This window comes from bacterium SCSIO 12844, from assembly GCA_024397935.1.
GTDB lineage: Bacteria > Pseudomonadota > Gammaproteobacteria > Francisellales > Francisellaceae > M0027.
Map to the genome: position 1 here is coordinate 3,057,167 of CP073743.1, position 16,548 is coordinate 3,073,714.

The window sequence follows — 16,548 nt, forward strand, 5'->3', positions numbered from 1 at the left end:
AATTGACTACTTTTTATTTTGTTTCTGTTTATTATTATAGACTTCAATTGCAGATTTAACTTGAGATCTTTTTTTAATTAGTTCTAATACTTCTTTGTTACCTACTTGGTCTTTACTCGGTGCAAATAAGGCTTTGCCTCTATCTGAGGCACCTACTGTCGGTTCACTTAAATAATAAATAGCCAAAGACCGGCGAGCCTGATCTTTAGGGCAATTAATTGCTTCAGGCAAACCATGCCAACTATTGCATGTTGTATCAAAAATCACTGCTCTATTAAATACAGGCTCTACTGATTTAATCAACGTTTTTGGTTGGTTATTAGCCTTATCATGTGACCACATACCGAGTGCTCCGCCCCACTGTGTTTGCCAGGTTTCATTAATGTAAATGATAATATTTAATCGACGCTCTAAGCCTAACTTAGGGTGTATTGAATAATCAAGATGCGTATTTAATTTACCACCAACACCATGGACATGCCAACCTCCACCATTTAATCCCATATCAGGCCAAAGCTCAATTTCTGGCACCATTTGATTTAGTTTATCTATAAAACGTTTACTATTTAAATAGGCAAATAATTGGTAAGTATATTTAGGAAATTTTTCCCAATGATTATAAGTTTTTTTATACTCAATTGCATTTTGATACTGATACCACATATCGCTATCAAGTGAAGGAAATTCAGTATCTATAGCTTTTGCTAAATTTAATTCTAAAAAATCATCAACAACAACATGTGGAAATGGTTTTGCCTTACTAAACTGATTTTTTAATGAGGCAAAATCAGAAAATACTTTTGTTTCTAAATTTAACATTTAGACTCTCTCCAAATAAAATTCTATTGTTTCTTTAAACATTGTTTCAAAATCTTCTGATGGGCTCCAACCCAGTTCATTGTATAGTTTTGAGTAATTAATAGCATAACGCCAATCATGCCCTTTACGATCATCAACAAAAGAAATTAAACGCTCATGTGGTTGATGTTCAGATCTGTACTGATCCATTAACCGACAAATCATTTTAACCAGTGCAATATTACTAATCTCATTGTTACCGCCAATATTATAAACTTCACCTAATTTACCTTTCTGTATAATACAGTCAATTGCCTTGCAATGATCTTTCACATATAGCCAGTCACGAATATTACTACCATCTCCATAAACTGGAATAGGTAGTTGCTTAATACAACTATTAATAACTACTGGAATTAATTTCTCTTGATGTTGATAAGAGCCATAATTATTTGAACAGTTAGATGTTGTAACAGGTAAGCGATAAGTATGGAAATAACTACGTACAATATGATCAGAACCTGCTTTGGAAGCAGAATAAGGTGAATTTGGCTGATAGGCTGTCTTTTCTGTAAAAGCTTCTGCATCTTTTGATAAGCTACCATAGACTTCATCGGTTGATATATGATGAAAACGGCACTTAGAATCAGTCCATTTCTTCTCATCTAACCAGTAGGCTTTTGCTTGCTGCAATAGATTAAATGTACCCATGACATTACTTTGGAAAAAAATTTTAGGTCCATCAATCGAATTATCAACATGGGATTCAGCAGCAAAATGCACGATGGTGTCAATCTGATGTTCTCTTAAAATATTATAAATACACTTTTCATCTATAATATCCCCCTGAACAAATACGTGATTTTCTATACTCTTCACACTAGATAAATTAGCTAAGTTACCTGCATAAGTTAATTTATCATAAGAAATAATCTTAATATCATCATATTGACTTAACATCATTTTAACGAAATGGCTGCCAATAAAGCCTGCAGCACCCGTAACCAGTATATTTTTAGCTTTATACATAATTATTTCTCTTTACTTAACCTATCTACTATACGAGCAACTTCATCCATCCAGCTATACTGCTTAATACTAAAGTCTGTTTTAATTTTATCTGTGTCTAGTGCAGAATTTTTTGGCCTTAACGCTAATGTTGGATATTGGCTACTGGCAATTGGATAAACATGCTTTGTTTTAACATCATTTATCTGATCATTTAATTGTTCGATACTATACAGTGCTAGCTGGTGCCATGTGGTTACTGGAAAATCAGTATAATGGTATATCCCCCATTTATTAGTTCCAATACCATTGAACTTTAATCGACAGATATCAAAAATAACCTTTGCAATTGAGTTTGCACTTGTCGGTGCACCATATTGATCAGCCACAATATTAATATGATCTTTTTCTTTCGCTAAACGAATCATTGTTTTAATAAAATTCGAGCGATACTCGCTAAACACCCAGCTAACACGCAAAATGATATGCTGATGCCAAGTTTGTTGTAATATGCGCTCACCATTTAACTTTGATAAACCATACTGATTTAACGGGTTTGTTTGATCTGTTTCAGAATAGGCTGTCGCTTTTTTACCATCAAAAACATAATCAGTTGAAATATGAATTAACGGTATTTCATACTGTTTAGATATAATCGCTAATTTTTTTATGGCTAAATGATTAACGGCATCTGCAGTTATTTTATCATTCTCAGCTTGATCTACTTGAGTATATGCAATTGCATTTATAATAAAATCAAAATCATGATACTGACTAAAAAATTCATTGACTGCTATCATATCAGTAATATCAAGTTCACTTCGACTTACTGCAGTAAATAAAACATTTTCTTCTCTAGTTTTTTCTACTAAAGCAGAGCCAACCTGACCATTTTTCCCTAATATTAATAGCTTCATCATATTACCCTATTAATACTTTGGTAAGTCATCAGATGACAATTCATTTAATTGAGAAGCTTTACTATCTTTTTCAGATAATAAAGGCATACCATCTATTGGCCAATTAATGGCAATATCTTGATCATTCCACAGAATAGATTTTTCAGATTGAGGATGGTAATAATCAGTACATTTATAATAGAAGTCCGCATAATCGCTTAATACTAAAAAGCCATGGGCAAAACCTTTAGGCACCCACAACTGCCTTTTATTATCAGATGATAGTTCAACACCAACCCATTGAGCATAGGTAGGCGAATTAACTCGAAGATCAACAGCAACATCAAAAACACAGCCAGTAATTACAGTCACAAGCTTACCTTGCATTTGCTGTAATTGATAGTGCAGTCCTCTTAAAACATTTTTTTCTGAACGCGATATATTATCTTGTACAAATGTTTCATGAATCTCTAACATTTGACAATAACGTTCTTGTTGAAAGCTTTCAAAAAAGAAGCCTCTTTCATCCCCAAATACCTGTGGTTGAATGATTTTTACTTCTGGTATCTTAGTTGTTATTATTTTCACGTTTGATCTATTTCCTAAATTAAACTTAAAAGATATCGCCCATAGCCAGTTTTCTTAAGTGGCTGCGCTAACTGTATTAACTGATCAGTATTAATCCATTTTTTTTGTAATGCAATTTCTTCAGGACAACCAATCTTCAACCCCTGTCTATGTTCAATCGTTGCAATAAACTGAGAAGCTTCCATCATTGAATCATGAGTCCCTGTATCAAACCATGCATAACCCCTACCCATTAAACCAACTTTAATATTTGACTGCTCTAAATATAATTGATTTAAACAACTGATCTCCAACTCTCCCCTTTTTGAGCGCTTGACTTTTTTAGCAAGCTTACAGACATTGGCATCATAATAATATAACCCGGTAACAGCAAAATGAGATTTTGGTTTTTTAGGCTTCTCTTCAATCGACAAAACTTCGCCTGATTGACTAAATTCAATTACACCATAGCGCTCTGGATCAATAACATTATAGCCAAATACATATGCACCACCTTCCTCTTCTACTATATTTTTTGCCTTTATCAGTAACTCTGGTAAGCCGTGTGCATAGTAAATATTATCGCCTAAAACTAGGCAAGCTGGTTGACCACTTAGAAAATCTTCAGCTAAAATAAAAGCTTGAGCTAACCCTTCAGGAGATGGTTGAACAATATAGTCAAATGATAGTCCCCATTGACTACCATCGCCTAATAAACGCTTAAAAGATGACTGATCTTGTGCCGTTGTAATAATTGCTATTTCTCTGATATTAGACAACATCAATACAGATAGTGGATAGTAAATCATAGGTTTATCATAAACAGGAATCAATTGCTTACTGATACCACAGGTTGCAGGATAAAGTCGTGTACCGCTGCCACCTGCTAAAATTATACCTTTCATTAATATATCCTATCTAATCTTGTTGTTGTGCTTTATAAGTTACTACAGCACGTTCAAATAACTCTGCACTTTTTTGCCAACGAAAATCATTCGCTGTAATAAATGCATTAGTCGATAATTTTTCTCTTAACTGATTATCATTGATTAGTCTTATTACTGCATCTAATAATGCTTGTTTATCACCTATAGGCACAATCAATGCATTTACCTCATTTTTTGCGTACTCTCTAAAGCCTTGACAGTCAAATAAAACACAGGCACAACCTCTTGCCATAGCTTCAAGCGGCGGCATGCCAAAACCTTCGAATAATGAAGTTGATATAAATATATCACATGTATCATAAAATTGAATACATTCCTGATCACTAGAAGCTGTAACTATCTTTAAATGATTCAAGTCAAACTCACTTAAATCATCATGGCTCATCACCTTTGCATCAAATAAAATATTTCTCTCTCTTAATGCATTGATTAAGGATATAAAATACATAAAGCCTTTTTGCTTTTGACTTCTCCCTACTGTAGCAACGCTTAATCGCTGTTTATGACATTCACGCTTATTTAAGAAGTAACTATCTGCTAATGCTGGCTGAATATTCTTATAAAAAATTCTATCCTCTGCTATTAAATAAGGTGGCTGTAAAATTTTTTCACGCACAAAGTTAGAATTAACTAGATAAAATATATGCTTATTTTTATATGACCGGCGTTGCAAATACTTATAAACTTTAAGCATAAGGCTATTAAATTTAGGATGACCATTGAAAAGATGATAATCATCAGCCTGCATAAATCGAATATATTGCACTCGAATTATACTTAATAATGAACAGATAATTGGATCAGAAACAATAACTGTTTGAGCATTTTTTCTAACATAAAATAATAGTTTAACCAATGCTACTAATCTGCCAAAAACTGAAGATATTTCATAAATATTAACTTTTTTATCAATCATATTACGTAAAGTTACTTTAGTGCTAGTCGCACAACTAGTTAAAGCACAGATAGTGACAACTGAGGTTTGACTCAAAACATTAGCAATTTGAATAAATACCTTATTACCGCCTCCTATGTTTAAAGAAGGCAAAACAAATAAATAATTCTTTTTATGATGCATCATACTTAGCTCCATAATATAAAATGCATAATGCTAAAGCCAACCAAATAACACCAAGTGAGTATTGAAATAATGGAGCGACAGATGATATCACCAAATAAGCAAGTAATATTGTTGCACCATATACTCTGCTATAGTCTGTTACATTTAATTTCTGATAACGAACAAACACTTCAAATAATGATAAACCAAATACTAACAGGCCAAACACACCAAACACATAAGGTATAAATAATAACAATGAAAATGATTTTGCTCCCGTTGCCGCTCCAGATACTGTCGCATCAGCAACTGAACTCCATACAAAACCATGACCAAATAGCATAACCCATATATTCTCTGCAATACCATAAAAAGTTAATACAATAGATTCATAACGCCCATGGGCGCTTAAATCATGTAGCTGTGCCCTTTGCATAAAATAGGAAAGTTTTGACAAGAATATTTCAGGACTTAGCATATAAAGCGCAAATGCGGTTAAACAACATAGCGCCCAAAGGCTAAATAGTACTTTAATATTCCATATTTTAATATTATATAAACATACGATAATCAAAGCCAAATAAGCTGCTCTTGTGGTTGTAACGGAAAGTACAGCAAAGCATAAGATTAAAATTAGCCATAAGCTAGGTAAAGCAATCATCTTTATTTTTTTCATATACATGGCTAATAATAATGTTAAGACTGAACATTCTGCAACCCAAGTCGTTTCAGAGAAAAAAGATGCTGGTCTCATTTCAAGATTAGTCAGTTTTATATTAAATGGATTACCTTCCATACTAAATACATAATTGCCCAAAAATTGTGCCATTGAAAAAATTAGCGCAATAAGAAAAATTGATAAGCAAATGTGTAGTGCACGTTTATAATCAAAATTTAAATAACAGTATAAGATAAGAACCATCAATATATTAACAAAATAGTATTTAAAAGCATACAAAACTCCCATATCAGTCTGATTTATAAAATAATAAATTAGTGTAAAAAAGAAATAATATAGGGATATATAAAGCATAAATTTATTTATTTTAATTGTTCTTTTCAACATTAAAAAAAAAATCAATACGAAACTTGCAAAATACCAATAATAAAACCTACCAGCAACAATAAAATACTCATTTGATAATAAAAGTAAAATTAAAAAAACAACAAATGTAGTTGCTAAAAGCTCTCTATTGACAAGAAAATAGTAACAAACACACCAAATAATCCACAGCCATATGGCCAATACACTACCTGTATTTAAAGGGAATATCATGCACAACGCTAAAAGCGCAATAGAATTCACAATCACAGCAACGAGCATGCTTTTATCCGTTTGCTTTATTTTTATTAGAGCGTTTAAAATGGCTACAAACAAAGCATTATTTTTTGTTATTTTCATTATATTTCTCATGCTTATTGCTAATATAGTTCTTATAAAATTGACGAAATTTCTTTAACGGCATTTTAGAAACGAGATATGCCATTGTATTAACCATTAAAGTTTTAGTTCTTAATAAAATACCAATTTTATGGGCTTTTTGAATACGCCATATTTCTAGGTAAGAAGCATAATTAGAAGACATGCCACCTTTGCGCATAGCGGTTAATACTTCTGCCACATTAATAAAAGGGTAGTCATTTTCATATAAAGTTAGAAATAAATCCTGATCTGCTGCTGATTTATATTCGCTATTATACGTATATAAAGCATAAATATTTCTATGCACAAAACAGGTTGGATGATTTAAACACATAAAGCTTTTTAAATGTTCAACATTTAAAGGTGCTACAACATAGCCATCATTAACATCATAATCAAATGTAACAAGCTTGCCATAATAAATGCCCTCTCGCTTCGTACTATCAATCGCATTTTTAACCCGTGCTAGAGTATTTTTCATATAAAAGTCATCAGCATTTAATATCGCAATAAAATCACCTTTAGCTCTTTTTATACCTTTATTCATGGCATCATAAATACCATTATCAGGCTCAGATACGACAACAGAGAAGCCATCTCGATATTGTTGAATAATATCTAACGTGCCATCTTTTGAGCCACCATCAACAATGATATGCTCAAAATCTTTATATGTTTGATCTCTAATACTTAATATCGTTTGTTCAATGGTATCAGCAGCATTATAGCAAACTGTAATAATGCTAAACATAGTCATAAGGTTTCATTCACTTGAATATTAGACATTATAAACACCTAATCTTAACAAAATAGATTTGATTATTCTTTTATATATACTTAAATCATAGGATAATCCAGTACTACCAGAAAATCCAATAATAATAGGCAGTTCTTTAAATGTAACTTTATTGTATTTAGTCTTGCTCTCTCCGGACAGTTTATTATTAAAAACATCATAAAACAAATGTTCCATATAATAGCCACCTTTATCATTAATCTTATTAATATGCTGCATAATTTTCGATTGATACATATGGCAACTCATTTTAAAAAATCGTGTATCAAAGCTATCTCTATTTGAAATACCACTACGAATAAATACATTCTCATCATTTTGATGAATTTTTAGTAAGTGGTTAACGTTTTTCAATCTAACACGACCTGTCACTTTATAAAACTTTTGTGTTTTATTCTGTAAAATATCACTATTTCTCAATGCATAGTCAATTAACTTACATTCCAAATAACCTTTACTAGCATTGTTTGAATCATTCATCTGTTGATATATCAGAAACTCAAGTTTTTTATGATATAATTCTGCCAATTCATGCCAAAATGATTGATTGATCGACGCAGCACTATTCTCGCAAAAAACGATTTGATCAAAATTAGAATGACAAATCCAATAAAATAAACTTTCATAATATTGCTTTCTTCTTTGATCTCTATCTGTAATGGTTAGAAAGTCTGAGCTTGGATTGATTGTTGCTGTCATTAGTAACGTATTTTTCATATCATCCTCTTAAATAGCTTTCTTTTAAGATTATATGCAACACAAAGCATCAATATTGCAACGACATATTCACAAATCACCACAGAAAATGCTAGTGCCATTGCGCCAAAACGACTCACAAATATCACAGCTAATAAAACATTGATAATTCCAGAAATCAAATAAATCTTAGCGCAGATAGCTTCTTTACCAAATGGCATTAAAAAATGCATACTTAACACCGAACTAAATGCCACAGCTGGTAATATTGCTGATAAAACATTCAAAATACTAACTGCCTCTATGTATTGATTACCTAAGAGTATTAAAATAAACCATTTAGCAAATAATATGACAAAGATATGCATACCAATACCCAACAACGTTACAATCATAAGCATCCACTTAAAGATCCTAAACGCTTGATAGATATCATTTTTAAATCTAATTGACATCTCGGGTAAAAATGCTTGAGATATAGGTGCTAATAATGAACAGCCTGCACGAACGATCTTCTCTGAACCTGCAAAATAGATCAACTGTACGCCAGTCGCCATAATACCTAAAAATACAACATTAAATGATGTATATAAACTAACAAATGATACGAGAAAAAAAGCCGAAGATGCGCTTTTAATTTCATGTAGAATATTTAACAGACTAACTTGCATGCCTTTAGTTGAAAAATTATGCTTAACATATAAATAACAAACAATAAGATTAAGCATTCTAGTAAACAATAATGAAAATATAACCCATATCAATGTTCCTGATAGAAAAAATATAGCTAAAATACTTAATATAAACAATAAAGTACTCGCTAACTCTGCAACTAATAGCACTTTAACTTTTTGTAAACCTTGAAAAAACCAAGTAAAATTTAAACCCAATAAAACTGCATACAACCAGGCTAATAAATAAATTAAGTTATTTGAAATAAAATAAAATCCAATTGCAAAACACAGTAATATAAAAGATAAAAACAACTTACTATTATTGACTATCTTTAGCTTATTTTGTATAAAAGTTATCTCATTTTTATTTGACGCAATAGCTCTTGTCCCACTGATAACAAACCCAAATTCAACAATTAAGCTCATCCATGTCCCTAAGCTAATTAAAAACAAATAATAAGCAAAGTCATCATGGTTTAATAACCTAGATAATAAGGGTAATACAACAATTGGCGATAGCATTAAAATTATACGAATGATATAAAATGCTGCTGTATTGTAGATTACTTTTTTCACAATATTAACTACTGATTAAAAATTATTTTGATAGGCTTTATAAGTAGCTTGAATACCATTTTCTAAGCTCATATGATACTTCCAGCCTAAACGCGTTAAGTTTTCGACATCTAATAACTTTCTCATTGTACCATCGGGTTTGGTTTTATTAAGTACAATATCACCTGAGTAGCCAACAATTTCTTTTACCATCTTTGCTAGCTCTAATATAGAAATATCTTCACCACAGCCAATGTTAATTAAAGGTGGGTTGGTATCTGAGACAATTAAAGTATTATATGTTCCATCATCTAAATTCATTAAAAAAATGCAGGCATCTGCCATATCATCTGAATATAAAAATTCTCTTTTTGGTCTGCCTGAACCCCAGACTTCAACCTGAGCTTGATTGTTAATTTTTGCTTCATGAAATTTACGAATCAAGGCAGGTAAAACATGCGATGTAGTTAAATCATAATTATCATTAGGCCCATAGAGATTCGTCGGCATCACTGCTAGATATTGAGTATGGTATTGTCTATTATATGACCAGCACATTTCAATACCTGCAATTTTAGCAATCGCATAAGGTCGATTTGTCAACTCTAAAGGACCGCTTAACAAATAATCTTCTTTCATTGGTTGAGGACAATTTTTTGGATAAATACATGAGCTACCTAGAAATAACAAACGTTTTATTTGATGCTTATAAGCCTGATCTATCACATTTTGCTGAATATTAATATTCTCTCGAATAAAGTCCGCAGGATAGGTATTATTAGCATAAATACCTCCAACTTTAGCTGCTGCTAAAAAAACATACTCGGGCTGCTCTAATGCAAAAAAATCAGCGACTTTTTGTTTATCGGTTAAATCTAACTCTTTATGCGAACGCGTCACAATATTTGTATAGCCATAAGCTTGTAACTGGCGCATCAAAGCTGAGCCAACTAAGCCATTATGACCGGCAACATAAATTTTTGCATGCTGACTCATAAAATTCATTATTCCAACCCTCGTTTAATTTCGTAGCCACCATCCATTAAATACTTATCTTTTTTCATCAATGCTAAATCTGAGCGCATCATATCTTTAACAAGCATTACTAAATTATATTTTGGCTTCCAGTTTAATTTTTGATAGGCCTTAGTTGGATCACCAATAAGCAAATCAACTTCAGTGGGTCTAAAATAACGCGAATCAACTGCAACGACTTCTTTACCAATAGGTAGTTGATAATCAGGATCTGCACAAGAAACAACATAAGCTTTCTCATCGATGCCTTCACCTTTGAATTCAAGCTCAATATCTACTTCTCTAAATGCCAATCTAACAAACTCTCTTACTTGGGTTGTCACACCTGTTGCCATCACCCAATCTTCAGCTTCATCGGCTTGTAAAATTAACCACATCATCTCAACATAGTCTTTTGCATGGCCCCAGTCTCTTTTAGCATCCATGTTGCCCAAATACAATGTATCTTGTAAACCTAAAGCTATTTTAGCCGCTGCTCTTGTAATTTTACGCGTCACAAATGTTTCACCACGAACGGGAGACTCATGATTAAATAAAATACCATTACAAGCAAATAGATTATAAGCTTGTCGATAGTTAACGGTAATCCAATAGGCATATAACTTGGCAACCGCATAGGGTGAACGCGGATAAAAAGGTGTTTTTTCATTTTGAGGAATTGCCTGCACCTTACCATATAGCTCTGAAGTAGAAGCCTGATAAATCTTCGTTTTGTTATCTAACTGCAAAACTCTAACTGCTTCTAAAATACGCAATGTACCTAACCCATCAGCATTGGCAACATATTCTGGTGTTTCAAAACTAACATGGACATGACTCATTGCTGCTAAGTTATATATCTCATCGGGTTGAATCTTTGCAATGAGTCTTGTTAAATTTGAGGAATCAGTCATATCACCATAGTGTAGATGAAAATCTTTACTGGATTGGTGACCGCTATATAGATGATCAATTCTATCTGTGTTAATTAAACTACTTCTTCGAACTAAGCCATGGACTTCATAGCCTTTATTTAATAAAAATTCAGCGAGATAAGAACCATCTTGACCAGTAATACCCGTTATAAAAGCTTTTTTCATTCATACAATTCCTCAAACCGTTCAATATCATCATCTGAAAGATAACTACCTGACTGTATTTCTAACATTTCAGCAGGCAAATGCCCAATCGAAATTACTTGATGCTTTTGTAGCGGTAGTATATTAATCGACATACCTTGAGATAGCAAATGCTCTTTATTATCAATGCGTATTTTCACTGCACCACATAATACGGTAAAGTATTCACTCTTATGATAGTGCATTTGTAATGAGCTTTTTGAATTTACTTTAAAATAGAGTTTATTGACTATAAAGTTATTTCCTTTTGCAATCTGATCACTATAACCCCAAGGTGCGTAATGTCGTTTATGCTTAACAATCTCTTGGCGACTATCCAAATTTAGCTTATTAACTAATACTTTTATCTCTTGAGTATGGTTTGTATCTGCTACTAATATTGCATCTGCTGTTTCGACAACTATTAAATTATTAATCCCAGCAGTTGCTAATAGTCGATCATGAGAGCGCAAATAACAATCTTTGGTATTGACATGATAAACATCGCCTTTAACAATATTACCATCTTGATCTTTTTTAGCTAAATCAAATAAAGCTCTCCATGAACCAATATCTGACCAGTTTAAGTCCATCAATGGGATCAGTGCAATTTTTTCTGATTTTTCCATCACCGCATAATCAATTGAAATATCCATACACTGTGCAAAACTTTCACGATGAACACGAATAAAATCTAAATCTTTTTGTTTTAGATTAAAACTTTCAAGGCATTGTTGATATATTTGAGGCTCACTTTTTTTTAATTGATCTAAATAGGTTGATGCCTTAAACAAAAACATACCACTATTCCAATAATAATTACCTTCAGCTAGATAAGTTTTAGCCTTTTCTTTATTTGGTTTTTCAACAAATAAGTCAACATCATAAATAAAGTCATTTTTTTTATTACCAAGCTTAATATACCCATAGCCTGTATCAGGTGATTTTGGCTGTATACCAAAGGTATATAAATAATCATCATCTAATTCTGCTTGAGTTAGTGTTTTAATAACATGATCAAAATTATCGATATAATGATCAGATGGAGATACGAGCATATAGGCATCTTCATTTTCAAGCACTGCCAATGCAGCTAACGCAATTGCTGGTGCTGTATTTTTAGCTAATGGTTCAAGAATAATACTAGCGTTGTCAATTTCTAGCGCCCTTAATGACTCTGCCACCTGAAAGCGATGATCTTCATTACAAACGATAATTGGCGCTTCAAATAAAGACTCATTAACATAACGCAAACAGGTATTTTGCAGCAGTGTATGATCATCAATTAACTGAATAAATTGTTTTGGTGACTTCTTTCTTGATAATGGCCAAAGCCTAGAGCCAACACCTCCTGAGAGAATTACAGGATAAATCTTGCAACTAAAATTTGCCACTATAAAACTACCTTTTCTTTTTTATTAGAGACGATATTTTTTACATCAATGATCACATCTTTTGCATTGATTAATGTTTGAATTTGACTTTGTTTAAATTGATCATGGGCTACTGCAACAATCACACAACGACATAAGCTTAATGTTTCAATTGGCTGGATGTCAATATCATAGGCATTTTTTGCATCATCTTTATCTGCTTGGTCATCAATAACCAACGGCTCAATATAATATGATTTAAGTTCATTAATTATATCAATTACTTTTGTATTTCTAACATCAGGGCAATTTTCTTTAAAGGTAAACCCTAGAATGGCTACTTTGCTATTACGTATGGATAAATTATGTTTAATCATTTCTTTCACCGTTAATTCTGCAACATATTTACCCATGCTATCATTTATACGCCGCCCCGATAATATTACTTCAGGATGATAACCTAACTGTTCTGCTTTATAGGTTAAATAATAAGGGTCAACACCAATACAGTGCCCGCCAACAAGCCCAGGTTTGAATCTCAAAAAGTTCCACTTAGTTTCAGCAGCTTCTAACACTTCATAAATATCGATATCCATCAGATGAAAAATCTTGGTTAACTCATTAACAAAAGCAATATTAATATCACGTTGTGAGTTTTCAATCACTTTAGCAGCCTCAGCAACTTTGATCGAACTTGCTTTATAAACACCTGCTTCTATCACTGATGCATAAACATCCGCTATAATATCACAAATAGCTTTTGTTTGCCCTGATACGACCTTTTTAATCTGAGTAAATGTATGCTTTTTATCTCCTGGATTTATTCTCTCTGGCGAATAACCAACAAAAAAGTCACGCCCACAAATAAGCTTTGATTCTTTTTCTAATATTGGCACACAGTCTTGTTCAGTTGCACCTGGATATACCGTTGACTCATAAACAACAATATCGCCTTTTTTTAATGCTTTGCCTATTGTTTCAGATGCCTTTAATAAGGGAGTTAAATCCGGTTTATTTGCTCGATCAATTGGCGTTGGTACTGCCACAATATGAAAATCTGCTTTTTTTAAATCAGCTATATCATCAGTTAAAACTAAATTTGCTGATTGTAACGTGTCATTTGTTACTTCCAGTGTATAGTCAGAACCTCTTTTAAGTGCTGCTATTCTTCTGGAGTTAATATCAAATGCAATGACTTGCTGTTTTTGGCCAAAAGCCACTGCAACAGGTAGCCCAACATAGCCTAAACCAATTACTGAAATAGCTCTTTCAATCATTTATCAGCCTTATTTAAATGAGTATCATATAATTTTAATTGCCCTATGATTCTTTGACTAGCTAAACCATCTCCATAAGGATTAACTGCTTGCGCCATTTGACTATATAAATTAGCATCATCGATTAATGCTGAAACTTCATTAACAATATGCGCTTTATCTGTACCTACTAATTTGGCTGTTTTAGCACTAACACCTTCTGGCCGTTCTGTTGTATTACGCATAACTAAAACTGGTTTAGCTAATGATGGCGCTTCTTCTTGCACACCACCTGAATCAGTTAATACTAAATAACAATGAATCATTAAATAGATAAAAGGTTCATAATCTAACGGTTCGATTAAATGCACATTATCAATCTCAGATAATAAATCAAAGACAGGCTTTATAACATTTGGATTTAAATGAACAGGATAAATAAAATGCATATTGGGATATTTTTTTGCTAACACATGAATTGCCTGACAAATATTAATAAACCCTTCACCATGATTTTCCCTTCTATGACCTGTTATCATAATAAAGGGCTGCTTATCCTGAATAATTTTTGTCGCACTTTTAAATAGTTTACTCCATGAATGTTGCCAACTAATGCGATTTTTTATCCAAAGTAATGCATCTATTACTGTATTGCCAGTAACGGTGACATGATCTTTTTTAACACCTTCTGATAAAAGATTATCTTGTGAAATAGGCGTTGGTGCAAAGTGTAGATTAGCAATACGGCTGACTAATTGGCGGTTTGCTTCTTCTGGGTAAGGCGATGATAAATTATAAGTTCTAAGACCTGCTTCAACATGCGCTATATTTATCTGGTTATAAAAGGCTGTTAATGCTGCTGCAAAACAAGAAGTTGTATCACCTTGCACAATAAGCCAATGCGGTTTTTCTTTTTTAAGAATATCTTCTAATAACGTCACTGTTTTTGCTGTGATCATCGATAAAGTCTGATTGGGCTGCATAATATCTAAATCATAATCAACCTTTAGTTCAAATAATGCCACCATCTGATCAAGCATTGAACGATGTTGGCCAGTTAAACATACAATACTTTGAAATTGATCATCTTTTTCTAGTGCTTTAATCACTGGTGCCATCTTAATTGCTTCTGGACGCGTGCCAAAGACACTTAAGACTTTTATTTTATTCATAAAGCAAATATTCCCTTCGCATCAATAACACATTTATCTAAAATCATTGATTTATCTAAGTTTTTAAACTCTTTGTGATCAACCAGAACTAAGATGATATCAGCTTGCTTTAATGCATTATCTAAATCAACAAGTTCAATACCCTCTAACTGATCAATATTGGGTTCTACTACAATCACCCGCGATGAAAGTTTATCTTGAATTTGTTTGATAATAGATAATGAAGGTGACTCACGTAAATCATCAATATCAGCCTTAAAGCTAGCCCCCAAACAGGCAACTACTGGACTTTTATATTTATCAGCTTGCTTAATAACCTGATTGATAACCCATTGCGGTTTATAATCATTAACTTCTCGTGCCTTTTTAATTAGTTTTGCCTCTTTTGGTGCTGCACTGACGATAAACCAAGGATCTACAGCAATACAATGTCCACCAACGCCGGGACCTGGTTGTAAAATATTGACCCTTGGGTGATGATTGGCTAGGCGAATTAATTCCCAAACATCAATATCTAACTTATGACAAATTAAAGATAATTCATTGGCAAAGGCAATATTAACATCGCGAAATGAGTTTTCTGTTAACTTTGTCATCTCAGCTGTACGTGCATTAGTTGCTAGTACTTTACCCTTTACAAAACTTTGATAAAATTCAAGCGCTTTTTCTGTTGATGCCTGATTAATGCCACCAATGACGCGATCATTTTCAACCAGCTCCAATAATACGCGCCCTGGAATGACACGTTCAGGTGAGTGGGCAATATAAACTTCCGTTAGTTTGGGCCTTAATTCTTTAATGACATCATGAATAAACTCAGTCGTACCGACAGGAGAAGTAGATTCTAAAATAACTAAGTCTTTATTCTTTAAAACATCACATAGTGTTTTAATTGCTGATTCAACATAGCTTAAATCTGGTTGATAGCCTTCTTTAAATGGCGTAGGTACAGCAATAATATGTACATCAGCATCTTGAGGTTTAAGTGATGCTTGTAATTTATTTGAATTAACAGCTGATTTGACCAAAATATCTAAATCTGGCTCAACAATATGTACTTGAGCCTTGTTAATCATATCAACTACTTTTTTAGAAATATCAATACCTAAAACATCATAACCTTTAGTTGCTAATAGTGATGCGGTAGGCAATCCAATATAACCTAACCCATAAACATTAATCTTTTGCATAT

16 protein-coding genes are annotated in these 16,548 nt (G+C 32.6%); all 16 read right to left on the minus strand.

Annotation, left to right across the window (positions count from 1 at the left end; translation table 11 throughout):
* Nucleotides 1–6: 6 nt before the first annotated feature.
* The 16 genes from KFE69_13500 to wecC all read right to left on the minus strand — a co-directional run bounded on the left by KFE69_13500 (nt 7) and on the right by wecC (nt 16,546).
* On the minus strand, nt 7–819 hold the full coding sequence (locus KFE69_13500; protein UTW42469.1) for a 2OG-Fe(II) oxygenase: 813 nt from the start codon (nt 817–819) through the stop codon (nt 7–9).
* Complete coding sequence (gene rfbB, locus KFE69_13505) at nt 820–1,830, minus strand: dTDP-glucose 4,6-dehydratase (protein UTW44093.1); 1,011 nt, start codon at nt 1,828–1,830, stop codon at nt 820–822.
* Complete coding sequence (gene rfbD, locus KFE69_13510) at nt 1,830–2,723, minus strand: dTDP-4-dehydrorhamnose reductase (GenBank protein UTW42470.1); 894 nt, start codon at nt 2,721–2,723, stop codon at nt 1,830–1,832. The genes rfbB and rfbD overlap by 1 nt, the downstream gene beginning before the upstream one ends.
* Nucleotides 2,724–2,735: 12 nt before the next feature.
* Nucleotides 2,736–3,293 (minus strand): dTDP-4-dehydrorhamnose 3,5-epimerase, encoded by a 558-nt coding sequence (rfbC, locus tag KFE69_13515; GenBank protein UTW42471.1) that lies wholly within the window; start codon nt 3,291–3,293, stop codon nt 2,736–2,738.
* Between the two features lie 14 nt (nt 3,294–3,307).
* Nucleotides 3,308–4,177, minus strand: a complete 870-nt coding sequence (gene rfbA / locus KFE69_13520) for a glucose-1-phosphate thymidylyltransferase RfbA (protein UTW42472.1) — start codon at nt 4,175–4,177, stop codon at nt 3,308–3,310.
* A gap of 13 nt (nt 4,178–4,190) precedes the next feature.
* A complete protein-coding gene (locus KFE69_13525) occupies nt 4,191–5,300 on the minus strand; it encodes a glycosyltransferase family 4 protein (protein ID UTW42473.1) in 1,110 nt (369 codons plus the stop codon).
* Complete coding sequence (locus KFE69_13530; protein ID UTW42474.1) at nt 5,287–6,108, minus strand: hypothetical protein; 822 nt, start codon at nt 6,106–6,108, stop codon at nt 5,287–5,289. The genes KFE69_13525 and KFE69_13530 overlap by 14 nt, the downstream gene beginning before the upstream one ends.
* Nucleotides 6,109–6,661: 553 nt before the next feature.
* Entirely contained in the window at nt 6,662–7,453 is a 792-nt protein-coding gene (locus tag KFE69_13535) for a glycosyltransferase (protein UTW44094.1), read from the minus strand.
* Nucleotides 7,454–7,480: 27 nt separating this feature from the next.
* Nucleotides 7,481–8,215 carry a hypothetical protein gene (locus KFE69_13540; GenBank protein ID UTW42475.1) on the minus strand — a complete coding sequence of 245 codons (735 nt, stop codon included), beginning with the start codon at nt 8,213–8,215 and terminating at the stop codon, nt 7,481–7,483.
* Nucleotides 8,212–9,444, minus strand: coding sequence for an oligosaccharide flippase family protein (locus tag KFE69_13545; GenBank protein ID UTW42476.1), 1,233 nt, complete (start codon nt 9,442–9,444; stop codon nt 8,212–8,214). Before KFE69_13545 ends, KFE69_13540 begins: the two co-directional genes overlap by 4 nt.
* A 15-nt stretch (nt 9,445–9,459) precedes the next feature.
* On the minus strand, nt 9,460–10,419 hold the full coding sequence (locus KFE69_13550; protein UTW42477.1) for a GDP-L-fucose synthase: 960 nt from the start codon (nt 10,417–10,419) through the stop codon (nt 9,460–9,462).
* 8 nt (nt 10,420–10,427) lie between these two features.
* A complete protein-coding gene (gene gmd / locus KFE69_13555; GenBank protein ID UTW42478.1) occupies nt 10,428–11,537 on the minus strand; it encodes a GDP-mannose 4,6-dehydratase in 1,110 nt (369 codons plus the stop codon).
* Nucleotides 11,534–12,949 (minus strand): mannose-1-phosphate guanylyltransferase/mannose-6-phosphate isomerase, encoded by a 1,416-nt coding sequence (locus tag KFE69_13560; GenBank protein UTW42479.1) that lies wholly within the window; start codon nt 12,947–12,949, stop codon nt 11,534–11,536. The genes gmd and KFE69_13560 overlap by 4 nt, the downstream gene beginning before the upstream one ends.
* Complete coding sequence (locus tag KFE69_13565) at nt 12,949–14,205, minus strand: nucleotide sugar dehydrogenase (protein UTW42480.1); 1,257 nt, start codon at nt 14,203–14,205, stop codon at nt 12,949–12,951. Before KFE69_13565 ends, KFE69_13560 begins: the two co-directional genes overlap by 1 nt.
* Nucleotides 14,202–15,356, minus strand: a complete 1,155-nt coding sequence (wecB, locus tag KFE69_13570) for a UDP-N-acetylglucosamine 2-epimerase (non-hydrolyzing) (protein ID UTW42481.1) — start codon at nt 15,354–15,356, stop codon at nt 14,202–14,204. The genes KFE69_13565 and wecB overlap by 4 nt, the downstream gene beginning before the upstream one ends.
* On the minus strand, nt 15,353–16,546 hold the full coding sequence (gene wecC / locus KFE69_13575) for a UDP-N-acetyl-D-mannosamine dehydrogenase (protein UTW42482.1): 1,194 nt from the start codon (nt 16,544–16,546) through the stop codon (nt 15,353–15,355). Before wecC ends, wecB begins: the two co-directional genes overlap by 4 nt.
* Between the last annotated feature and the right edge of the window lie 2 nt (nt 16,547–16,548).

Coding starts and splice junctions, on each gene's coding strand:
- KFE69_13500 (UTW42469.1), bottom strand. CDS start 819: ATGTTAAATTTAGAAACAAAAGTATTTTCTGATTTTGCCTCATTAAAA.
- rfbD (UTW42470.1), bottom strand. CDS start 2,723: ATGAAGCTATTAATATTAGGGAAAAATGGTCAGGTTGGCTCTGCTTTA.
- rfbA (UTW42472.1), bottom strand. CDS start 4,177: ATGAAAGGTATAATTTTAGCAGGTGGCAGCGGTACACGACTTTATCCT.
- KFE69_13525 (UTW42473.1), bottom strand. CDS start 5,300: ATGATGCATCATAAAAAGAATTATTTATTTGTTTTGCCTTCTTTAAAC.
- KFE69_13530 (UTW42474.1), bottom strand. CDS start 6,108: ATGGCACAATTTTTGGGCAATTATGTATTTAGTATGGAAGGTAATCCA.
- KFE69_13535 (UTW44094.1), bottom strand. CDS start 7,453: ATGTTTAGCATTATTACAGTTTGCTATAATGCTGCTGATACCATTGAA.
- KFE69_13540 (UTW42475.1), bottom strand. CDS start 8,215: ATGAAAAATACGTTACTAATGACAGCAACAATCAATCCAAGCTCAGAC.
- KFE69_13550 (UTW42477.1), bottom strand. CDS start 10,419: ATGAGTCAGCATGCAAAAATTTATGTTGCCGGTCATAATGGCTTAGTT.
- gmd (UTW42478.1), bottom strand. CDS start 11,537: ATGAAAAAAGCTTTTATAACGGGTATTACTGGTCAAGATGGTTCTTAT.
- KFE69_13565 (UTW42480.1), bottom strand. CDS start 14,205: ATGATTGAAAGAGCTATTTCAGTAATTGGTTTAGGCTATGTTGGGCTA.
- wecB (UTW42481.1), bottom strand. CDS start 15,356: ATGAATAAAATAAAAGTCTTAAGTGTCTTTGGCACGCGTCCAGAAGCA.
- wecC (UTW42482.1), bottom strand. CDS start 16,546: ATGCAAAAGATTAATGTTTATGGGTTAGGTTATATTGGATTGCCTACC.